General features: G+C 75.2%; 19 protein-coding genes. 10 read left to right on the top strand and 9 right to left on the bottom strand.

Annotated features, from left to right (window positions below; all coding sequences use genetic code 11):
- Nucleotide 1 precedes the first annotated feature (1 nt).
- The 3 genes from GMA12_RS14745 to GMA12_RS14755 form a co-directional block, all read right to left on the bottom strand.
- Entirely contained in the window at nucleotides 2–2221 is a 2220-nt protein-coding gene (locus GMA12_RS14745) for a S8 family serine peptidase (RefSeq protein ID WP_156270249.1), read from the bottom strand.
- Between the two features lie 222 nt (nucleotides 2222–2443).
- The gene (locus GMA12_RS14750; protein WP_156270250.1) at nucleotides 2444–4051 is read right to left on the bottom strand and encodes a S8 family serine peptidase; all 1608 of its coding nucleotides are present in this window, start codon (nucleotides 4049–4051) and stop codon (nucleotides 2444–2446) included.
- A 181-nt stretch (nucleotides 4052–4232) separates the two neighbouring features.
- Complete coding sequence (locus GMA12_RS14755; RefSeq protein WP_156270251.1) at nucleotides 4233–4610, bottom strand: DoxX family protein; 378 nt, start codon at nucleotides 4608–4610, stop codon at nucleotides 4233–4235.
- A 113-nt stretch (nucleotides 4611–4723) separates the two neighbouring features.
- Between GMA12_RS14755 and GMA12_RS14760 the strand changes: the two genes are divergently transcribed.
- From GMA12_RS14760 to GMA12_RS14770, 3 genes are all read left to right on the top strand, one after another.
- A complete protein-coding gene (locus GMA12_RS14760) occupies nucleotides 4724–5335 on the top strand; it encodes a malonic semialdehyde reductase (RefSeq protein WP_156270253.1) in 612 nt (203 codons plus the stop codon).
- A 129-nt stretch (nucleotides 5336–5464) separates the two neighbouring features.
- A complete protein-coding gene (locus GMA12_RS14765) occupies nucleotides 5465–6637 on the top strand; it encodes a type III polyketide synthase (protein WP_156270254.1) in 1173 nt (390 codons plus the stop codon).
- 10 nt (nucleotides 6638–6647) lie between these two features.
- The gene (locus GMA12_RS14770; RefSeq protein ID WP_162459910.1) at nucleotides 6648–7874 is read left to right on the top strand and encodes an NAD(P)/FAD-dependent oxidoreductase; all 1227 of its coding nucleotides are present in this window, start codon (nucleotides 6648–6650) and stop codon (nucleotides 7872–7874) included.
- Nucleotides 7875–7965: 91 nt separating this feature from the next.
- Here the strand turns inward: GMA12_RS14770 and GMA12_RS14775 are convergent, their stop codons facing one another.
- From GMA12_RS14775 to GMA12_RS14790, 4 genes are all read right to left on the bottom strand, one after another.
- On the bottom strand, nucleotides 7966–8718 hold the full coding sequence (locus GMA12_RS14775; RefSeq protein WP_156270256.1) for an ANTAR domain-containing protein: 753 nt from the start codon (nucleotides 8716–8718) through the stop codon (nucleotides 7966–7968).
- A 139-nt stretch (nucleotides 8719–8857) separates the two neighbouring features.
- On the bottom strand, nucleotides 8858–10081 hold the full coding sequence (locus GMA12_RS14780) for an aminotransferase-like domain-containing protein (protein WP_162459911.1): 1224 nt from the start codon (nucleotides 10079–10081) through the stop codon (nucleotides 8858–8860).
- Nucleotides 10078–11139, bottom strand: coding sequence for an agmatinase (gene speB, locus GMA12_RS14785; protein ID WP_156270258.1), 1062 nt, complete (start codon nucleotides 11137–11139; stop codon nucleotides 10078–10080). The genes GMA12_RS14780 and speB overlap by 4 nt, the downstream gene beginning before the upstream one ends.
- 62 nt (nucleotides 11140–11201) lie before the next feature.
- A complete protein-coding gene (locus tag GMA12_RS14790) occupies nucleotides 11202–11768 on the bottom strand; it encodes a helix-turn-helix domain-containing protein (protein WP_162459912.1) in 567 nt (188 codons plus the stop codon).
- Nucleotides 11769–11932: 164 nt separating this feature from the next.
- On the opposite strand from GMA12_RS14790, the gene GMA12_RS14795 reads away from it, so the two are divergent.
- On the top strand, nucleotides 11933–13426 hold the full coding sequence (locus tag GMA12_RS14795) for a sodium:solute symporter family protein (RefSeq protein WP_156270260.1): 1494 nt from the start codon (nucleotides 11933–11935) through the stop codon (nucleotides 13424–13426).
- Complete coding sequence (locus GMA12_RS14800) at nucleotides 13423–15006, top strand: thiamine pyrophosphate-binding protein (RefSeq protein ID WP_162459913.1); 1584 nt, start codon at nucleotides 13423–13425, stop codon at nucleotides 15004–15006. Before GMA12_RS14795 ends, GMA12_RS14800 begins: the two co-directional genes overlap by 4 nt.
- A 64-nt stretch (nucleotides 15007–15070) precedes the next feature.
- Here the strand turns inward: GMA12_RS14800 and GMA12_RS14805 are convergent, their stop codons facing one another.
- Together GMA12_RS14805 and GMA12_RS14810 are read right to left on the bottom strand one after the other, a co-directional pair.
- Nucleotides 15071–16054, bottom strand: a complete 984-nt coding sequence (locus GMA12_RS14805) for a cation diffusion facilitator family transporter (protein ID WP_170301058.1) — start codon at nucleotides 16052–16054, stop codon at nucleotides 15071–15073.
- Nucleotides 16051–16533, bottom strand: coding sequence for a substrate-binding periplasmic protein (locus GMA12_RS14810; protein ID WP_156270323.1), 483 nt, complete (start codon nucleotides 16531–16533; stop codon nucleotides 16051–16053). The genes GMA12_RS14805 and GMA12_RS14810 overlap by 4 nt, the downstream gene beginning before the upstream one ends.
- Before the next feature lie 218 nt (nucleotides 16534–16751).
- On the opposite strand from GMA12_RS14810, the gene GMA12_RS14815 reads away from it, so the two are divergent.
- The 5 genes from GMA12_RS14815 (at nucleotide 16752) to GMA12_RS14835 (ending at nucleotide 20469) form a co-directional block, all read left to right on the top strand.
- Entirely contained in the window at nucleotides 16752–17054 is a 303-nt protein-coding gene (locus GMA12_RS14815; RefSeq protein WP_162459914.1) for an urease subunit gamma, read from the top strand.
- Between the two features lie 25 nt (nucleotides 17055–17079).
- The gene (locus GMA12_RS14820) at nucleotides 17080–17466 is read left to right on the top strand and encodes an urease subunit beta (protein WP_162459915.1); all 387 of its coding nucleotides are present in this window, start codon (nucleotides 17080–17082) and stop codon (nucleotides 17464–17466) included.
- Nucleotides 17463–19175 (top strand): urease subunit alpha, encoded by a 1713-nt coding sequence (ureC, locus tag GMA12_RS14825; protein ID WP_156270262.1) that lies wholly within the window; start codon nucleotides 17463–17465, stop codon nucleotides 19173–19175. The genes GMA12_RS14820 and ureC overlap by 4 nt, the downstream gene beginning before the upstream one ends.
- A gap of 108 nt (nucleotides 19176–19283) precedes the next feature.
- The gene (locus tag GMA12_RS14830; RefSeq protein ID WP_162459916.1) at nucleotides 19284–19772 is read left to right on the top strand and encodes an urease accessory protein UreE; all 489 of its coding nucleotides are present in this window, start codon (nucleotides 19284–19286) and stop codon (nucleotides 19770–19772) included.
- Entirely contained in the window at nucleotides 19753–20469 is a 717-nt protein-coding gene (locus GMA12_RS14835) for an urease accessory protein UreF (protein WP_156270264.1), read from the top strand. The genes GMA12_RS14830 and GMA12_RS14835 overlap by 20 nt, the downstream gene beginning before the upstream one ends.
- Nucleotides 20470–20487 lie beyond the last annotated feature (18 nt).

Here is a 20487-nt window from a genome sequence, read left to right on the forward strand (position 1 = left end):
GTCAGCGGGTGGAGATCGTGGTCCGGCCCTGGCGGTAGGCCACCGTCCCGCCCTGGAAGCGCTGGACGGTCGAGCCGCCGGAGCTGCGCGCCTGGCCCACCGGATAGCCCAGGCGCCCCGCCTCCCCGCCCAGGTCGGCGTGCGCGCGGCCGATCGCCCCGCGCACGGCGTGCGCCCCCGTGGCCGGCGACCACAGGATCCTGCCCCGCTCGAAGGCCTGGTGGGCCCCTCCTGCCGGGCCGCCGCGCTCGTCGCCCAGCGGGCGCCCCAGCACCCCCTGCTCACCGCCCGTCGCGGCGTGGCGCGCCCCGATGGCCCCGCGCAGGACCGCCGCACCGGTCCCGGGACTCCACACGACCCTGCCGCGCTGGAACGACTGGTGGACCCCACCGGCGCCGTCGCCGCGCTCCCCGGAGCGGGGATAGCCGAGGTGGCCGCCGACGCCCCCGGAGCGGTTCCAGGCCCCGCGCACGGCCCCGTGCACCCAGTGGGCGCCCGTGGCCGCCGTCCAGTAGATGGCGCCCCGGGCGAACTCCTGGGAGCACCCGCCCTGCGGCAGCCCGCAGAGCTCCGGAGCGCGCGGCTCCCCGGTGGCGGAGCGGATCCGCTCGTGCAGCCGCCCGATGGCGCCGCGCGTGGCGTGCCCCTGCTGCACCGCCGCCCGGGAGACCGCCGCCGCCGGATCGACCAGGCCCGCCCCGCAGCCGCCCGGGCACTGCCCGGGCAGCGGCCGGGCCGTGGCGACCAGGTGGCTTTTCACCTGGGCCGGGGTCAGGCCGGGGGCGGCCTGACGGAGCAGGGCGACGACGCCCGCCACCGTGGGGCTGGCCATCGAGGTGCCGTACTTACCGGCGTAGCTGCCGGCCCCGGGCCGGGTGGCCCCGCTGTTCGTGGTCGACCACACCGGGCGGGAGACGTCCCCGCCGGGGGCCGTGAGGGTGACCGCCCCCCAGTTGGAGTACGGGGCGCGGGTGCCGTAGGCGGTGGAGGCGGCCACGGAGATCACGCCCCGGCAGTTGGCCGGGGACTCCGTGCGCGCGTCCCGGTCGTGGTTGCCCGCCGCCACGACCACGCTCGTCCCGGCGGAGAGCGCCCGGTCGACGGCCTCCTGCAGGACGGCCGGGCAGCTGCCGGAGAGGAAGCTGAGGCTGAGGTTCACCACGGTGGCGCGGTGGGGGTTCACCGGCACCCCGCTGCCGACGTCGTGGCCGGCGGCCCAGGCGACGGCCACGGCGATGTCCGACACGTAGCCCTCGCCGCAGGCGCCCAGGGCACGCACCGGCAGAATCCGCGCGTCGTAGGCCACGCCGGCCACGCCGGTCGCGTTGCCGCCGCGCGCCGCCGCGGTGCCGGCCGTGTGGGTGCCGTGCCACGAGGAGGGCACGGCCGCGGCCCCGGGCCGGCACTCGTCCGCGCCGGCGTGGTCCCCCTCGTCCCGGGGATCCGGGTCCCATCCGTCGCCGTCGCGGGCGGAGCCCCGCTGCACACCGGGTTCGAAGTGGGTGACGAAGTCGTAGCCCGGCAGGACCTGGGCGTCCAGGTCGGGGTGGGCCGTGATCCCGGTGTCCACGATCGCGATGGTCTGGCCCGCACCGGTCGCCCGGTCCCACGCGCGGGGCAGGCCGAGGCCCGCGCGCGTGGGGTGCAGGTTCCACTGCGACGGCGCATAGTAGGGGTCGTCGGGCACCGAGGCGACGCCCACCAGGTGGTCGGGCTCGGCGTACTCGACCGCCGGGTCCTGCTCGAGGGCACCGGCCAGCGCCTCGGCCTCCTCCGCGTCGAGGAACTCGTCCGCCGCCACGACCTTCGCCGCCCCCACGGTCTCGGCGATCTCCTCCAGCTCCGGCGCCGGGTCCGGGCGCTGGACTCCCGTCGCGCCGTCCCGCTCGGCCCGCTCGGCGGCGGCCCGGTAGACCCGCTCGCGGGCCCGCGGGGCGGGGGTCGCGCCCGCCCGGAACTTCACGACGACGCGGTCGGTCCCGCCCCCGGCCGGCTCGCCCGGCCCGGCGCGGTGCCGGTCCGCGGGCACGGGCGGGTGCTGGGCGGTCGTGGCGGCGCTCGCCGGCGGTGCGGTCCCGGGCGCGGGGGCCGCCGGGACGGTGTGCCCGGGGCGGGGCCGTGCCTGCGCGGGGACCGTGGCGGCGAACGGGGCGAGGACCAGGACTGCCGCGAGGAGGCCGGACAGCGCGCCGGGCAGGACGCGGCCGTGGAAGGACGTCATGGGGTCTCCAGCCGTGGGGGGAGGCAGAGCGCCGCCGGAGGCTGAGCGGCGCACCGGTCGCGGGGGCCGGGGCGGCCGGCGCGGCTGCGCTCAGCGTACGAAGCGGTTGCTTCTGTGACGGAATGGGACGTCCCGGACCGCCGCGGGGAGCCCGGCCACGGGCGCACGGAAAACGGCGCCGTCCACCGCGGGGTGGACGGCGCCGTCGGACCGGGTCACCGGTCAGCCGGCGGAGGCGATCCCCCACCACTGCGCCGGCAGGACCGTCGTCCAGCGGGCGCCCGTGCCGGCGCTCCAGACGATCCACCCGTTGGCGAACTCCTGGAAGCACGGGGTCCCGCCGAGCGCGCACAGCTCCCGTGAGCGGGGCTCTCCGGCGCTCGCGGCGATCTTCCGGTGCAGGGCGCCGATGCCGCCGCCGGTGCGGAAGGGCTCCCCGCCCTGCGCCTCCACCAGCGCGGAGACGGGGTCCACGATGCCGGCGCCGCAGCCGGGGGCGCAGCCGCCCGGGGCCTGCCGGGCCGTGCCGGTCAGCGCGGCGCGGATCCCGTCCACGCCGAGCTCCGGGGACCGTTCGCGGAGCAGGGCCACCACGCCGGAGACGGCCGGCGCGGCCATGGAGGTGCCGTTGCGCTCGGTGTACGCCGGTCCGGCCGGCGCCTGGGCCCCGGCATTGCCCGTGGACAGGATCTGTGCGTACGGGTCGCCGCCGGGGGCGGCGAGCGTCACGGAGCCGGAGTTGGAGTAGGGGGCCAGCGCCCCGGAGACGTCCGTGGCGGCGACCGAGATGACCCCGGCGCAGTTGGCCGGCGCCGACAGGGCGGCGTCCATGCCCTGGTTCCCGGCGGCCACGACCACGGGGATCCCGCGCGACAGGGCCTCGTCGATCGCCGTCTGCAGGACCGGCGGGCACTCCCCCGGGACGCCGAGGCTCAGGTTGATGACCGTGGCCGGGTGCGGGTTGGCGGGCACGCCCGGCACCGCGGCGCCGCTGGCCCAGGTGACGCCCGCGGCGACGTCGGTGATGTAGCCCTGGCTGCAGGCGCCCACGGCGCGCACGGGGAGGATCCGGGCGTCCGGGGCCACCCCGGCGATGCCCTGCCCGTTGCCGGCGTCGGCCGCGGCGATGCCGGCCGTGTGGGTGCCGTGCCAGGTGGAGGTCGTCGGCATGGGGCTGGCGGGGCACAGGACCGCGTCCGGGTAGTCGCCCTCGTCGGACGGGTCCGCGTCCCACCCGTCGCCGTCCCGCCCGTTCTCGGCCGTGGAGACGAAGTCGTAGCCGGGCAGGACGTTGGCGTCCAGGTCCGGGTGCGCGGTGATGCCGGTGTCCACCACGGCGATGGTCTGCCCGGCCCCGGTGGCCAGGTCCCACGCGGCGGGCATGCCCAGCCCGGCCGGGTCGTCCCACAGGCTCCACTGCCGGGTGGTGTAGGACGGGTCGTTCGGCACGGCGGCCGTGCCGGCCAGCAGGTCCGGCGCCGCGTACTCCACGGCGGGGTCCTGCTCCAGGGCCGTGGTCAGGGCCTCGAGCTCGGCACCGGCGAGCATCCCGCCGGTGCGTAGCACCTGGGCGCCGTCCGCGGTGGTCGTGGTCTCGGCGAGCCCGCCGCCCCCGGCCCGCTCCGCGGCCCGCGCGTAGACGCCGTCCCGGGAGCCCTGCGGAACGGTCCCGTCGCGGAACTTCACGACGACGCGGTCGGTCGCCTCCGCCGGCGCGGTGGCGGGGGACGCGGCCTCCGGGAGCGCGGTCGCCGCGGCGGAGCCCAGCGGGACGAGGGCGAGAGCGGCAGCCAGTGCCAGGGAGACGGTGGTGCTGCGGGTGGGCGTCACGGGAGTTCCTCCGGCCGGTCGGGCGGGAGGCGGCACGGAGCACACGGTTCCACCCCCCGATGGACTGGAGCGGGAGCGACCCCCTGCGGAAACGGAGCCCCCACTCCTGTGCTGTGCTCAGCGTAGGGAGGGTGTGCGCGTGTGACCGAATGCGAACCCGGCCGGGGCCCGGTCCCGGCGCTCAGGCCTCCCGGGCCACGCGCAGGGCCGCGCCGATCAGCGGCAGCTGCAGCGGCAGCCGTACGATCGCCACGGTCCGCCGCGCCGGCGAGGCCCGGCGGGCGCGCCAGGCCATGGTGACGTTGCCCGGCCACACCCCCGCGAACAGGGCCGCCGCGGCCCAGCCCCCGCCGCGGCGGGTGCGCGGGTGGAGCAGCAGCGCACCGACCCCCAGCTCCGCCACGCCGGAGCCCAGGGTCCACGCCCGGGCGGGGCCGGGCAGAGCCCGTGGGATCAGCCCGTCGAAGGGCGCCGGCCGCACGAGGTGCAGGAGCCCCATCCCGGTCAGGGCCCCGCCCAGGAGCAGGGCGCGGCGGGCGGCGGCCGGGGCGGAGGACATGGGCTCACCCTACCGGCCCGGCCGTGACGCACGGCACAGTGGCACCGGGCATGGATCCGACCCCGATTTTGTTGACGCGTACAGCAAATGTTGCCGACCGGGAAGGAACCCCCATGACCACCGACGTCCTCCAGGACCGGACCGTCCTCGACGCCCCCTCCGCCGATCTCCTCTTCCACCAGGCCCGCACCGCCTCGGAGTTCCTCGACGAGCCCGTCGGCGAGGAGCAGCTGCGCGCGATCTTCGACCTCGCCAAGATGGGCCCCACGGCCATGAACATCCAGCCGCTGCGCGTGACGTGGATCCGCTCCGCGGAGGCCAAGGAGCGTCTGCTCCCTCTCCTGGCCGAGGGCAACCGGGCCAAGACGGCCGGCGCCCCCGTGGTCGCCGTGCTCAGCTACGACACCGACTGGCACGAGCACCTGCCCGTGGTGTTCCCGCCCGCCGCCGGCAACCAGGCGATGTTCGCCGGCAACGAGGAGCTGCGCGACCGGATGGGTCGGGACAACGCCCACCTGCAGGCCGGGTACTTCGTGCTGGCCGTGCGCGCCGCGGGCCTGGCCGCGGGCCCCATGGGCGGCTTCGACGCCCCCGGGGTGGACGCCGCGTTCCACGCCGGGACCAGCCTGCGCTCGTTCATGGTCGTGAACATCGGCGCCCCCGCCGCCCCGCGCCACGACCGGCTGCCGCGGCTGGACTTCGACGCCGCGACGACGACCGTCTGAGACCGCCCCGGGCGGGCCCGCCGACCGCGGGCCCGCCCGGCCGTGCCCGGGAGTTCCCCGCACGCCTTCCCCGCGTGCTCCGCGCGTCCTCCGTGGCGGCTGTCGGTGCCAGCACGGATACTGGACGGGATGACGCCCGCACTCCTGTCCCTCGGCACGGCCCTTCCGCCGCACGTGCTCGAGCAGACCGACGCCCAGGACCTCTACCAGGCCCAGCCCGGCACCGACCGGCTCAACGCCCGGCTGCTGCGCACGGTGTTCGGCGCCTCCGGGGTCGCGCGCCGGCACACGGTGCTCTCCGAGCTGGTCGACCCCGACGCCCGGGACGGCTCGCCCTACATCACCGGGGACGGCCGGTTCCGGGCACCGCTCACCGGTGCCCGCAACCGCACCTACATGGAGGAGGCCCCCGGCCTGTTCGCCGAGGCGGCCCGGGACGCCCTGGCTCGCTGCCCCGCGGTCGATCCCGCCTCCATCACCGACGTGGTCACCGTCTCCTGCACCGGCTTCTTCGCCCCCGGCCCCGACTACCACCTGGTGCGGGACCTCGGGCTCAACCCCGCCACGCGCCGGTCGCACATCGGCTTCATGGGCTGCCACGGCGGGCTGATCGGGCTGCGTCAGGCGGCGGCCATCGCCACCGCGGACCCGGACGCGGTGGTGCTGCTCGTGGCCGTGGAGCTGTGCACGCTGCACCTGCGCCCGGCCCGGGACGCGGACGCCATCCGGGGCGCTGCCCTCTTCGCCGACGGCGCGGCGGCGGCCCTGATCGGCTCCCGGGTCCCGGACGGGTGCGTGCCGCTGCTGCAGCTCGACCGGTTCCGCACCCTCGTCATCCCCGACGGCGAGCAGGCGATGGCGTGGACCATCGGCGACTCCGGGTTCGAGATGATCCTCGGCGCGGCCGTGCCGCAGGTGCTGGAGGACAACATCCACGCCGCCCTGGAGGCCCTGCTGGAGGGACCGGAGGGTGCCGTGGACCGCGGGGGCATCACCGACTGGGCCCTGCACCCGGGCGGCCGGGGCATCCTCGACAAACTCGAGCACACGCTGGGTCTGCCCCCCGAGGCGCTCCGCGAGTCCCGGGACGTGCTGGCCACCCGCGGGAACATGAGCAGCGTGACCGTCCTGCACGTGCTGCGCCAGGTGATCGACCAGGCCCCGCCGGGCGAGGAGCGCACCGTGTGCGCCCTGGCCTTCGGCCCCGGGCTGACCGTGGAGTCGGCGCTGTTCACGATCCCCGCCCGCCCCGCGGCACCCGCCGCGCACGCCCACCCGGCCGCGGCCGTCCCGACCCGCTAGGAGGCTCCTCGTGGACCATGACGTGATCGTCGTCGGCGCCGGACTGTCCGGTCTGCAGTGCGCCCGCCTGCTCGAGCAGCACGGTCTGGACGTCGCGGTCCTCGAGGCCTCCGACGGGGTCGGGGGCCGGGTGCGCACCGACCTGGTCGACGGCTTCCGCTGTGACCGCGGCTTCCAGGTGCTCAACCCCGCCTACACCGAGCTGCGGCGCAGCGTGGAGGTCGCGGCCCTGGGCCTGCAGCCCTTCGACGCGGCGGCCGGGATCCCCCGCGGCGACGGGATCGACGTCCTGGCCGACCCGCGGCGGGTCCCCCGCCGCCTGGTGGAGACCCTGCGCAGCCGCTGCGTGGAGCTGCGGCGGCTGCCCGCCCTGCTGGCCTGGCTCGCCCCCGGCCTGGACCCCGGCGCACGGCGGCAGGAGGAGCACGACCGGCCGTGGCACGAGTCCCTCGACCGCGCCGGGGTGCGCGGCCCGCTGCGGGACCTGGTGCTCGAGCCCTTCCTGGCGGGGGTGATCCTGGAGGACGAGGGGCGCACCTCCGCGGCCTTCGTGCGGGAGCTGGTGGGCTGGTTCCTGCTCGGCACCCCCGGTCTGCCGGCCGGCGGAATGGGCGCGCTGCCGGAGTGGCTCCACGACGGGCTGCGCACGCCCGCCGTCCTGGACACCCGTGTCCGGGCCCTGGAGCGCACCGGCACCGGCTGGTCCGTGGGCGCCGGGGACGGCACCTGGCGGGCGCCCACCGTGGTCGTCGCCACGGAGGCCCCGGCCGCGGCCGGGCTGCTCGACCTGCCGGCGACCCCGATGAAGGGCGAGGCCACGTGGTGGTTCGCCGCGGAGGCCGCCCCCTCCGAGCTGGCGTGCCTGGTCCTGCCCGGACGCACCGGCGGGCCCCTGGTCGACACCGCCGTGGTCAGCAACGCGGCCCCCAGCTACGCCCCGGACGGCCGGGCCCTCGTCCAGGCCAGCGCCCTCCTGCCGCGCGGCGCCGCACTGCCCGCGGAGGCCGAGGTCCGGCGCCAGCTGGGCCGGATCTGGGGGACGGACGCCTCCGCGTGGGACCTGCTCACCGTGCACGAGATCCGCGACGCCCTGCCCGAGCAGCCGCCCGGGCGCGTGCTGGACCGCCCCGCCGCGCTCGGCGACAGCCTCTACGTGTGCGGTGACCACCGCACCACCGGGTCGACCCAGGGCGCCCTGGCCTCCGGGCGCCGGGCCGCGGAGGCGGTCCTCTCCTGAGCCCCGCAGCCTGAGCCCCGCGGCACCGCGGACCGGCCGGGTGCACCGGGTGCACCGGGTGCACCCGGGTGCACCGGTCAGGGTGCCTCGGTCAGGACCCGCCGGACGGAGGCCGGCGGGGCAGGGAGAGCTCCCCGGTCTGCACGACCTCGGCGGCGATCTCGCTCATCTTGCGGTTGGTGTCCTGGCTGGCCAGCCGCAGCAGCTCCTGGGCCTGCTCGCGGGTCACCCGGTGCCGGGCCATGAGGATGCCGATCGCCGTCCCGATCTCCCGGTTGGTGCGCAGGGCCGCCTCCAGGTGGGCGGCCCGCTGGTGGGTGACCGCCACCGAGATCCCGAGGCCCGCCTGCGTGGCGAGCAGCGTCCCGGCCCACATGGCGTGCTCGTCGAAGGCGTCCGGGGCGTCCGAGTAGAGGTTCAGGGAGGCGATCAGCTCGGGGTCCCCGATCAGCCGCAGCCGGTGGGACAGGACGCTGGTGACGCCGACCTCCCGGACGACCCGGGGCCCGTAGCCGGGCCAGCGGCCGTCGTGGGCGAGGTCTCCCGAGACGAGGACGCTGTCGTCCAGGACCGCGTCGACGCACGGGCCCGAGCGCAGCTCGTACTGCAGGGCGTCGGCGGCGGCGGCCTCGGGGCCGGTGTGGCCCAGCGTCCGGAAGCTGCCCTGCTGCAGGACGGTGACGCTGGCCCAGCGCGCGCCGTCCACCCACTCCACCGCGCACCGGACGACCGCGTCGACCAGGGAGTCGGCGGGGCCGGCCCCCAGCCTCTCGCCCAGGCGTGTCAGGGCCTGGGCGACCTCGCCCAGCTCGGGGAGGTCGGTGCGCGGGCGGGGAAGGATCACAGCAGCTCCGAGGCGTCGCCCCCGGCGGAGGAAGCCCCCGGGGTGGTGGAAGCCTCGCTGCTGAAGCTGCGGATCAGTCTATCCGGGCGCGGGCGGGTCCCGTCCCGGTGCGCGCCCACCGGGACGGGCAGCGGGGGCGTCAGCCCCGCAGCATCTCGCCGACCCGCCGGACCCCCTCGGCGATCTCCGCCTCCGGGGTGGCCGAGTAGGCCAGGCGCAGGCTCGTGGTGGCGCGGCCGTCGGCGTAGCAGGCGCCGCCGGGCACCAGCACGACGCCGTGGTCGACGGCCCGCCGCAGCAGGTCGCCGCCGCCGGTCCACGGTCCGAGCTCCAGCCAGGTGAAGAAGCCGCCGGCCGGCCGCGTCCAGCGCACGCCCTCCGGCATGTGCGTCTCCAGGGCCTCCATCATGGCCGCGCAGCGGGAGCGGTAGAGCGCCACGGCCCGGTCCAGGGACGGCCGCCAGTGCTCGCTGGCGACGTACGCGGCGGCGAGCTCCTGGCTGAGCACGGAGGGGTGGATCGTGACGGCCTCGGCCGCGATCTGCAGCCGTGCCCGCACCGCCGGCGCGGCCGCGATCCACCCCACCCGCAGGCCCGGGGAGAAGATCTTCGAGAAGCTGCCCAGGTGGATCACCGTGTCCGGGGCTAGGGAGTACAGGGACGGCAGCCGGTGGGCGCGGTCGAAGCCGAGCAGCCCGTAGGGGTCGTCCTCCAGGACGAGCACGCCGCGCTCGGCGCACACGTCCACGAGCCGGCGGCGCCGCTCCTCGGGAGTCGTCACCCCCGTGGGGTTGGAGAAGTTCGGGACCGTGTAGACGAACTTCACCGTGCGGCCGGCGGCCCGCAGCCCGTCGATCCGCTCGGCCACCGCCTCGGGGTCCAGCCCGTCGTCGTCGACGTCCACGTGCTCGACGTCGACCTCGTAGCTGCCGAACACCCCCAGGGCGCCCACGTAGGTGGGGCCCTCGGCGACCACCACGTCCCCCGGGTCGCAGTACAGCTTGGTCACCAGGTCCAGGCCCGCCTGGGAGCCGGCGGTGATCTGGATCCGGTCCGGGGCGACCTCGGCGCCCTCCAGGCCCATGAGCTCCACGATCAGCTCCGGCAGCCGCCCGATGCCGGCCCCGGAGCCGTACTGCAGCACCTCGGGCCCGCGCTCGGCGAGGATCCGGGCGGCCATGTCGGCGACCACCTGGTGCGGGAGCGCGCTCATGTCCGGGTTGCCGCCGGCCAGGGAGATCATCCCGGGCTGCAGCGCGATCTCGAACACCGCCCGGACCGGGGACGGGCGGAACTCCTCGGCGCGGTGGGCGAAGAGGGGTACGGAGTCGGTGCGGCGGCTCACGGCCGCGCCGCCGGTCACCGCTGCTCCTGCCCGGCCTCCGGCGCGGCGGCCCCGTAGACGTGGCCGGCCAGCCCGTAGGCGGGCCCGTCGGGGGCCGCGCCGGGACCCATGGCGAGCAGGGTGATCAGCTCGTAGGCCACGTGCGCGGCCGCCACCCCGGTGAGCTCCGCGTGGTCGTAGGCGGGGGCCACCTCGACGACGTCGGCCCCGACCACGTTCGTGCCGCGCAGCCCGCGCAGGATCTCCAGCACCTCCCGGCTGGTCATCCCGCCTGCCTCCGGGGTGCCGGTGCCGGGGGCGTGGGCCGGGTCCAGGACGTCGATGTCCAGGGAGACGTAGAGCGGGCGGTCGCCGACGCGCTCCCGCAGGTGCGCCACGACGGCGTCCACCCCCAGCCGCATGACGTCGGCGGAGGAGACGATGCCGAAGCCGAAGCGGGCGTCGTCGTCGAGGTCCTCGGTGCCGTAGAGGGGCCCGCGGGTGCCCACGTGGCAGGCGGCGTCGGTGTCGAGCAGGCCCTCCTCCCAGGCGCGGCGGAACGGGGTGCCGTGGGTGTACTCGGCGCCGAAGTAGGTGTCCCAGGTGTCCAGGTGCGCGTCGAAGTGCAGCAGCGCCACCTTGCCGTGGCGGGAGTGGGCCGCGCGCAGCAGGGGCAGGGCGATGGTGTGGTCCCCGCCGATGGCCACGAGCTGGGTGGTCTCGCCCATCAGCTCCTTGGCCTGGGCCTCGATGGAGGTGATCGCCTCGCCGATGTCGAACGGGTTGGCCACGATGTCCCCGGCGTCGGCGACCTGCTTGCCTGCGAAGGGGGAGACGTTCTGCGCGGGGTTGTACGGGCGCAGCAGGCGGGAGGACTCCCGGACGTGGTTGGACCCGAACCGGGCGCCGGGCCGGTAGGAGACCCCGGCGTCGAAGGGCACGCCGACCACGGCGATGTCCGTGTGCTCCACCTCGTCGGTGCGCGGCAGGCGGGCGAAGGTGCCCAGCCCGGCCCAGCGCGGGGTGAGGGCGGCGTTGACGGGACCGACGACGCGGGTGCCGTCGTCGCCGGTGGTGGTGATGCGCTCGGGGTTCATGGTGTGCGGTCCTCTCGACGGGGGATGGTGGACGGGCGGGGTGGGCGGGACGGGCGGGGTGCTCAGGAGCCGAGGATCCACAGCAGCACGGCCTCCTCGGGTCCGGGGTTCTCCCAGGTGTGGGGCTCGGTGCCGGGGAAGCTCACGGTGTCCCCGGCCTCGAGCTCGTAGGTGCGGTCCGGGACCACGAGCCGGAACCGGCCGCTGATCAGGTGCAGCACCTCGGTCTCGCAGTCCATGCTGTACATCGACTCCTCGCCGCGGCCCCCGGCGGCCACGCGCGCCCGGATGACCTGCACCTTGCGCTGGCCCGTGGGCGTGACGAGCTGCTCCTCGATGCCCTGGCCGCCGAGGTCCACGTGCGGCGCGTCGGCGAGCCGGACGAGCTCGACGTCGGCGGGGCCGGCGAAGACCGCCCCCACGTCGATGCGCAGCACCTGGCACATGCGAACCAGCGAGTCCACGGAGGGGGACGTGATGTCCCGCTCCACCCGGCTGACGAACCCCTTGGTGAGGCCGGCGGCGGAGGCGAGCTGGTCGATGGTCATGTGGTTGCGCAGCCGGTGGTTGCGCAGGCGCGACCCCACGGCGGCGGAGTGGCCGGTGCTCTCGATGGGCAGGGCTTTCACGGCGACGGCTCCTCGCTCACGGACGGTCTTACCGGGTCGTAACACCCCGGACCCGTTTTCAAAACATGATCTGCATCATACTATGTGGGACAACTTTTGTTTCTTATTGAGAAACTCGCCGATCGACCGCAGGAGTCCCCGGCTCCGAGGAAGAAGTGACACCCATGAACGTGCTGATCATCCTGCTCTACCTGGTCGCCATGGTGACGGTGGGCCTCTGGGCCAGCCGGCGCGCCAAGAACGCGGAGGACTACCGGGTGGCCGGCCGCCGGCTCGGCCCCGGCTTCTACACCGGCACCATGGCCGCCGTGGTCCTGGGCGGTGCCTCCACGGTCGGCGGCGTGGGCCTGGGCTACACGTACGGGATCTCCGGCATGTGGCTCGTGGTGGCGATCGCCACGGGCCTGGCCGCGCTGAGCCTGTTCTTCGCCGGGCGCATCCAGTCGCTGAAGGTGTTCACCGTCTCGCAGATGCTGCAGCTGCGCTACGGGGAGCGCGGCGGGGCCAAGGCGTCCTCGTTCGTGATGCTGGCCTACACGGTGATGCTCTCGGTGACCTCCACCTCCGCGTACGCGGCGATCTTCTCGGTCCTGCTCCCCCTCGACCGCACCTGGGCGATCCTGCTCGGCGGCGTGGTCGTGGTGGCGTACTCCGTGCTCGGCGGCATGTGGTCGATCACGCTGACGGACATGATGCAGTTCGTGCTCATGACGGTCGGGCTGTTCCTGATCCTGCTGCCCTTCTCCCTCTCCGCCGCGGGCGGCTGGAGCGGGCTGGGCGAGCGGCTCGACGCGTCGTTCTTCACCTGGGGCGGCATGGGCACGCAGGCGATCATCACCCAGTTCGTGGTCTACGGGTTCGGCATGCTCATCGGCCAGGACATCTGGCAGCGCGTCTTCACCGCCCGGTCCCCGCGGGTCGCCCGCTGGGGCGGGCTCAGTGCCGCCGCCTACGTGGCGCTCTACGGCGTGGCCGGCGCCGTCATCGGGATGACCGCCGCGGCCGTGGCCCCGGAGCTGTCCTCCCCCGACGACGCGTTCGCCACGATGGCCCAGCAGTACGTCCCGGCCGGGCTGGGCGGGATCGTCCTCGCCGCCGGGGTGGCCGCCATGATGTCCACCGCCTCGGGGGCGCTCATCGCCGCGGCCACGGTCGCCCGGGTCGACGTCGTGCCGACCCTGAAGTCCCTGCGCCGGCGCGACGCCGCCCCGGCGCCGGAGGGCACCGCCGAGGCGCTGCGCGGGGACCGGCTCTACGTCCTCGTCTTCGGCGTGGTGATCACCGCGATCTCGATCTTCGTGTCCGACACCGTCACCGCCCTCACGATCGCCTACGACATCCTCGTGGGCGGGCTGCTCGTCGCGATCCTCGGCGGCCTGGTGTGGCGCCGGGGCACCGGCCTCGGGGCCGCCCTGTCCATGCTCGTGGGCTCCGTGGTGACCGTCGCGTCCATGACGGTCTTCGGCGTGCTGGCCAACGCGCCCATCTACCTGGGCCTGCTCAGCTCCGCCCTCGTCTACGTGGTCGTCTCGCTGCTGACCCGCCCCACGCACGCCGAGGTGCTGCAGCACTGGGACGAGCGCATCGCCGCGTCCCGCCGGAGCCCCGGCGCCGACGACGCCACCGGCCCCGCCGGCCGGACGGAGGTCCGCTCGTGAGCGCTCGGCGCACCACGGCCCGCGCCGTGCTGGAGACCCTCCGCGGCTACGGGGTCGACACCGTCTTCGGCATCCCCGGCACCCACTCGCTGGAGTTCTACCGCCCGCTGCGGGACCTGGGCATCCGTGCGGTCACCACCCGCCACGAGCAGGGCGCCGCCTACGGCGCCGACGGCTGGAGCCAGATCTCCGGGCTGCCGGGGGTCGTCATCACGACCTCCGGCCCCGGGCTGCTCAACTCCCTGTCCGGGGCGGCCACCGCCTACGCCGAGTCCCGCCCGATGATCATCCTCTCCCCCGGACGGCCCGTGGGTCACGACTTCCGGGACATCGGCTCGCTGCACGAGACGAAGAACCCCTCCGCTGCCGTCGACGCCATCGTGGGCCGCAGCCGCCGGGTCACCAGCGGCGCCGAGGCCGTGACCATGGTCCACGACGCCTTCCGGGACTTCGCCCACTCCCGGCCCCGTCCCGTGCACATCGAGATCCCGCTCGACGTGCTGGAGGCCGAGCTCGACTACACGGACCGGCAGGTGGCCCCGCGCCGGCTGGGCGCCCCGCAGCCGGCCCCGCTGGAGGACGTGCGCCGCGCCGCCGAGGTGCTGCGCGGGGCGGCCACCCCCGTGATCCTGGCCGGCGGCGGCTCGCTGGCCGCCGGGCAGCGGCTGCTGGAGCTCGCCGAGCTGCTCGAGGCGCCGGTCATCACCACGACCAACGGCAAGGGAGCCATCCCGGAGCGGCACCGCCTCTCCCTGGGCGCCGACCTGCGCCTGTCCACCGCGCACGAGTTCCTGCGCGCGGCCGACGCCCTGCTCGTGATCGGCTCCAAGGTCGGCGAGGCCGAGCTGTGGGGCGGGGACATCACCCCGGCCGGGCCGATCGTGCGGGTGGACATCATGCGGGACCAGATGCTGTGCAACCTCGACCCGGACATCGAGCTGCCCGGCCACTCCGCGGCCGTGGTCCCGCAGCTCATCGAGGCGCTCGGCCCGCTCGAGCCGCGGCCCCCGCGGGACCTCACCGACGTGTTCGCCCGGCTCGACGACGAGGGCCGCCGCACCGCGCCCGACCTCGCGGCGCTCAACGAGACGATCATGTCCGTGGTGCCCGAGGACACGATCGTGGGCGGTGACTCCTCCCAGGTCACCTATCTGGGCTCGACCACGTTCTTCCGCGCCCGGCACCCGCGCTCCCTGCTCTACATGGGGACCTACGCGACCCTGGGCTACGGGCTGCCGGCCTCGATCGGGGCCAAGCTCGCCGCTCCGGACCGGCCGGTGCTGTGCCTCGTGGGAGACGGCGCGCTGATGTTCTCGATCCAGGAGCTGATGACCGCCGTGGAGCTGGGACTGGACCTGCCGGTCATCTGCGTGGACAACGGCGGCTACGGCGAGATCCGGCAGAACATGACCGACCGGGACATCGACCCGCTGGCCGTGGACCTGCGGCAGCCGGACTGGCCGGCGCTCGCCGAGGCCTTCGGCGCCGTGGGGTTCACGGCGACCCAGGAGACCCTGGCCGAGACGGTCGCCGAGGCGCTCGCCGTGCGCGGGCCCAGCCTGGTGCACCTGCGCATCTGAGCGCCGCGGAGGAGCAGTCCCGGCGGCGGTCCCCCTCCGGAGGACCCGCCGCCGGGGCACCGGCTCAGCGGGGGACCTGGTCCTCGGGCAGCGCCGCCACGGGGGCCAGGACCACGTCCTCGATCTTCCAGTCCAGGTCCGCGCAGCGCTTCCGGGCGGCCGCGAGCTGCTCGAGGGTCGGCGTGATCCCCGCGGCGGGGACCACGAAGCCCTCCACGTGGAAGACGTGCCCCTCGTCCCGGACCCGGACGTCGGCCTGGTGCACCCAGGGCAGCTGGCGCAGCACCGTCTCCAGCTGGCCGACGAGAGGGTGCGGCGCGGCGTCGTCGTAGGTGGTGGGACGCGAGTCCACGAGGTCCGCGACGGCTCCCCGGAGGTTGGTGACCCCGTCCTTGAGGATCGAGGTGGAGACCACGAGCGCCGCCACCGCGTCCGCCCACCACAGGCCCATGCCGATGCCCAGCACGCCGGCGACCGTGGCGAGCCCGGTCATCCAGTCCGCCTTGTTCATGTCGGCGTCCGCGTAGAGCACCTTGTCGTGCAGCTCCTCCGCGAGCGTCATCTTCATCCGCCCCAGGATCACCGGCGGGATGCTGGTGAGCGTCATCGCCGCCACCATCAGCCAGCCCGACCACACCGGCGTGCCGAACAGGCTGGTGACCCCGATCGGGGGGCGCTCCCCCGTCAGCAGCCCGGAGCCGGAGTCCACCACGAGGAAGGTGCCCATCGCCAGCAGCGCGACCGCCGCCACGAGGTGCCCCACGCCCACCGAGCGGTGGTAGCCGTAAGGGTGGCGCGGCGTCGGCCGCCGGCCGGCGATGCGCACCGCCACGAGGAAGGCGAGGGGCGGCAGGAACGAGAGCGAGTCCTCGATCCAGGCCACCTTCATGGCCTGGGACTGCCCGGCCACGAGCGCCACGACGGCCACGGTCACGGCGAGCACCCCCAGGGTGACCCGCTCCAGGCGCACCGCGCGCGCCAGGGTCCGCGCCTGGCCGTCCGTGAGCTCGGTGGACCCGAACCGGGCTTCCTGCCGCGTGCGGCTCATCGGCCCGCCTCCCGTTCCACCAGGAACGTCTCCAGCTCGGTGAGGAAGCCGTTCTCCCCCAGCCGGGTGGCCAGCACGATCTTCTCCGTGCGGCCGTCCCACGTCTCGATCTGCGTGTGCGGGCGGGTCAGGGCGGCGTGCTTCTCCCAGGGGGAGGTCTCGGTGAGACCCGCGACGACGACGTCGAGGTCACCGCCCTCGAGCGAACGGATCAGGTGGCTCTCGGCGCCGGGGTACCACACCACCTCGGCGTCGATCCGGTCGGCGAACTCCTCGACCAGCTCGACCTCCACGCCGGAGGGGCGGCCGCTGTCGGCGACCTCGGTCCAGGGCGGGCTCTCCGTGACCCCGGCCCGCAGCTCACCGCCGCGCACCCGGTCGAGGGTGCCCTCCGGGTCCTTCGGGAACCCCGAGGCGCACCCCGAGCCCAGGACCGCGAGCAGCGCCGCCACCGCGAGCGCGCGCAGGCAGGACCGCATCGACACCACGACCTCTCCGAGCACCGGCGCGGCCCCGGCGGACCGCGCTCATCTTCCGTGCTCAGCATACGTACCAGTCGCGCGGGCCGGCCGCGATCGGGAGCGGGCGGCCGGGGCCGACCCCGGCACGTGCCCGAAACATCCGGTGAACCTCGTCGAAACACGGGGCCCCTACGGTGACGACTGTCCCTGAGCGCCCGCCGTCCCCGAGGAGAGCCGTGCACCTGACACCCCGTGAGCAGGAGAAGCTGCTCGTCGTCGTGGCCGGCGACCTCGCACGCCGCCGCCGGGAGCGCGGGCTGCGGCTCAACCACCCCGAGGCCGTCGCCCTGATCACCGCCGAGCTGCTGGAGGGCGCTCGGGACGGCCGCACGGTGGCCGAGCTGATGTCCTGGGGCTCCACGATCCTCGCCCGCGAGGACGTCATGGAGGGCGTGCCGGAGATGGTCTCCTCCGTCCAGGTGGAGGCGACGTTCCCCGACGGCACCAAGCTCGTCACCGTCCACGACCCCATCCGCTGACCCGCCCGGCCCCGAAGGAGCGCCCGTGATCCCCGGAGAGTACGTCCTGCGGCCCGAGCCCGTGCTGATCAACGCCGACCGGCCCACCACGGAGGTGGACGTGGTCAACCGCGGCGACCGCCCGGTGCAGGTGGGCTCGCACTTCCACTTCGCCGAGGCCAATCCCGGCCTCGAGTTCGACCGGGCCGCGGCCCGGGGCTTCCGCCTCGACGTCCCCGCCGGAACGGCCGTGCGGTTCGAGCCCGGCGACCGCAAGCGGGTGCGCCTGGTGGCCCTGGCCGGGCGCCGCGAGGTGCACGGTCTCGCCAACCGGGTCGACGGCCCCCTCGACCGCCCCGCGGCCGCCGCCCCGGGGCCCTCGGTCCCGGCCGCCGGCGGGTCCGCCACCGCGCCGGAGCAGGAGCAGGCATGAGCCACGAGATGTCCCGCGTCCAGTACACCAGCCTCTACGGCCCCACCACCGGGGACCTGGTGCGCCTGGCCGACACCGAGCTGTTCCTCGAGGTGGAGCGCGACCTCACGGTCCCCGGCGACGAGGTGGTCTTCGGCGGCGGCAAGGTGATCCGGGACGGCATGGGCCACAACGGCCGGCTCACCCGGGACGACGGCGTGGTGGACACCGTGATCACCAACGCGGTGATCCTGGACGCCTCCGGGATCTACAAGGCGGACGTGGGCCTGCGCGACGGGCACATCAGCGCGATCGGCAAGGCCGGCAACCCGGACATCATGGACGGCGTGGACGTCCTGATCGGCGCCTCCACCGAGGTGATCGCCGGTGAGGGCCGGATCCTCACCGCCGGCGGGATCGACTCGCACATCCACTTCATCGGGGCCGACCAGGTCGGCACCGCCCTGTCCTCCGGGATCACCACGATGTTCGGCGGCGGCACCGGGCCCGCCGAGGGCTCCAACGCCACCACGATCACCCCCGGGGCGTGGCACCTCGCCGGGATGTTCCGGGCGCTCGACGGCTACCCCATGAACTTCGGGCTGCTCGGCAAGGGCCACGCCTGCGCCCCGGAGCCGCTCGCCGAGCAGATCCGGGCCGGGGCCGTGGGCCTGAAGATCCACGAGGACTGGGGCGCCACCACCGCGGCGATCGACACGGCCCTGGCCGTGGCCGACGCCTTCGACGTGCAGGTGGCCATACACACCGACACGCTCAACGAGTGCGGCTTCCTCGAGGACACGGTGGCCGCGATCGCGGGCCGGGTGATCCACACCTTCCACACCGAGGGCGCCGGGGGCGGGCACGCCCCGGACATCATCCGCATCGCCTCGCTGCCCCACGTGCTGCCCTCCTCCACGAACCCGACGCTGCCCTACACCCGCAACACGGCCGAGGAGCACCTGGACATGCTCATGGTCTGCCACCACCTCAACCCGGACATCCCCGAGGACGTCGCCTTCGCCGACTCCCGGATCCGGCCCGAGACGATCGCCGCGGAGGACGTCCTGCACGACCTCGGGGTCTTCTCCATGACCTCCTCGGACTCCCAGGCCATGGGCCGCGTGGGCGAGGTGGTGCTGCGCACCTGGCAGCTCGCCGACCAGATGAAGCGGCGCACCGGCCCCCTGCCCGAGGAGACCGGCCGCGGGGACAACGCGCGGCTGAGGCGCTACGTGGCCAAGTACACGATCAACCCGGCGCTCGCGCACGGGATCGCCGACGTCGTGGGCTCGGTGGAGACCGGCAAGTTCGCGGACCTGGTGCTGTGGGACCCCGTGTTCTTCGGGGTGAAGCCGCACCTGGTGCTCAAGGGCGGGCAGATCGTCCACTCCCTCATGGGCGACCCCAACGCCTCCATCCCCACCCCGCAGCCGCAGCTGATGCGCGACGCCTTCGGGGCCCGGGGCACCGCCCCGCACGCCAACTCGATCACCTTCATGTCCCGCGCCGCCGTCGAGGCGGGCGTCGGCGAGCGCCTGGGCCTGCGCAAGCGGGTGCTGCCGGTGGGCGGGATCCGGGGGCTGACCAAGCAGGACATGCGGCACAACGACGCCACCCCGCAGATCGAGGTGGACCCGCAGACCTACGAGGTCCGGGTCGACGGCGAGCTCGTCACCTGCGAGCCCGCCGAGGAGCTGGCCATGGCCCAGCGCTACTTCCTCTTCTGACCGGCCCGCCGGCCGCCCCCGCACGTCCCGAGCACCCCGACCGTCCCGAACTTCCCGAACTTCCCGAACTTCCCGAACTTCCCGAACTTCCCGAGAGGACCCGCACCCGTGATCGTCGAAGCCGTCCTCGGCAACCTGGCCGAGCTCACCGAGCAGGAGCGCGCCGGCCTGCACCTGGAGCGGGTCGCCCTCTCCGGGCCCGAGCTGCGCAGGCGCGTCCAGCGGGTCGTGACCGACCACGGCACCGAGCTGGGCCTGCGCCTGGCCGAGCGCCGGGAGCTCAAGGACGGGGACATCCTGCACCGGGAGGGCCTCAACGCGGTGGTGGTCTCGACCCTGCCCACCGACGTCCTGGTCGTGGCGCCGGCCACGATCGAGGAGATGGGCCGCGTGGCCCACGCGCTGGGCAACCGGCACCTGCCCGCCCAGTTCCTCGGCCCCGACGCCGAGGTCGCCGAGCTGCCGGGGCACGGCGGCCTCATGCTGCTCCAGTACGACCACACGGCCGAGGCGTACCTGCAGGAGGCCGGGATGCGCTTCGCGCGCGTCGAACGGCAGATGGAGGTCCCGTTCCGCCATGCCGAGCACACCCACTGACCCCGCGGCCGCCGTCCCCGCCGCGGCGGGGATGCTGGCCGTGCTGCAGCTGTGCGACTCCGCGCTGCCCACCGGCGCCTTCGCCCACTCCCTGGGCCTGGAGACCTATCTCGACGACGGCACCGTGGGCGACGAGCCCGGCTTCCTCGCCTGGGTGCGGCACTGCCTGCACCACCAGGTGGTGCCCGCCGAGGGCTGGGCCGTGCGGGCCGTCGCCACGGCGGCCGACGACGACGCCGTGTGGCGCGCCGACGAGCTGCTGAGCGCCCAGGCCCTGCCCGTCCAGGTGCGGGACGCCGCGTCCGCGATGGGCCGGCGGATGACCGAGATCGGCGCGGAGAACTTCCCCTCCCCGCGGCTGCTGGCCTACGCGGAGCGGCAGCGCGCCGGGACGAGCCGGGGCAGTCCCGCGGTGGCCTTCGCCCTCGTGGGCGCCGGTCTCGGCGTCCCCTGGGAGCAGCTGGCCGGCGCCTACCTCTTCTCGACCGCGACCTCCCTGACCCAAAACGCCGTGCGCGGGATCCCCCTCGGCCAGAACGCGGGCCAGCGGGTCCTGCGCGCCCTGCACGAGGACGTGGCCCGCGGGGTCGAGCGGATCGGTCGCATGCCCCAGGAGGAGGTCGGGGCGACCAGCCCCGGCCTGGAGATCGCCCAGATGCGCCACGCCTGGCAGCGGGCCCGCATGTTCATGTCCTGACCCGCCGCCCGGACCAGC

This window comes from Kocuria sediminis, assembly GCF_009735315.1.
GTDB lineage: Bacteria > Actinomycetota > Actinomycetes > Actinomycetales > Micrococcaceae > Kocuria > Kocuria turfanensis.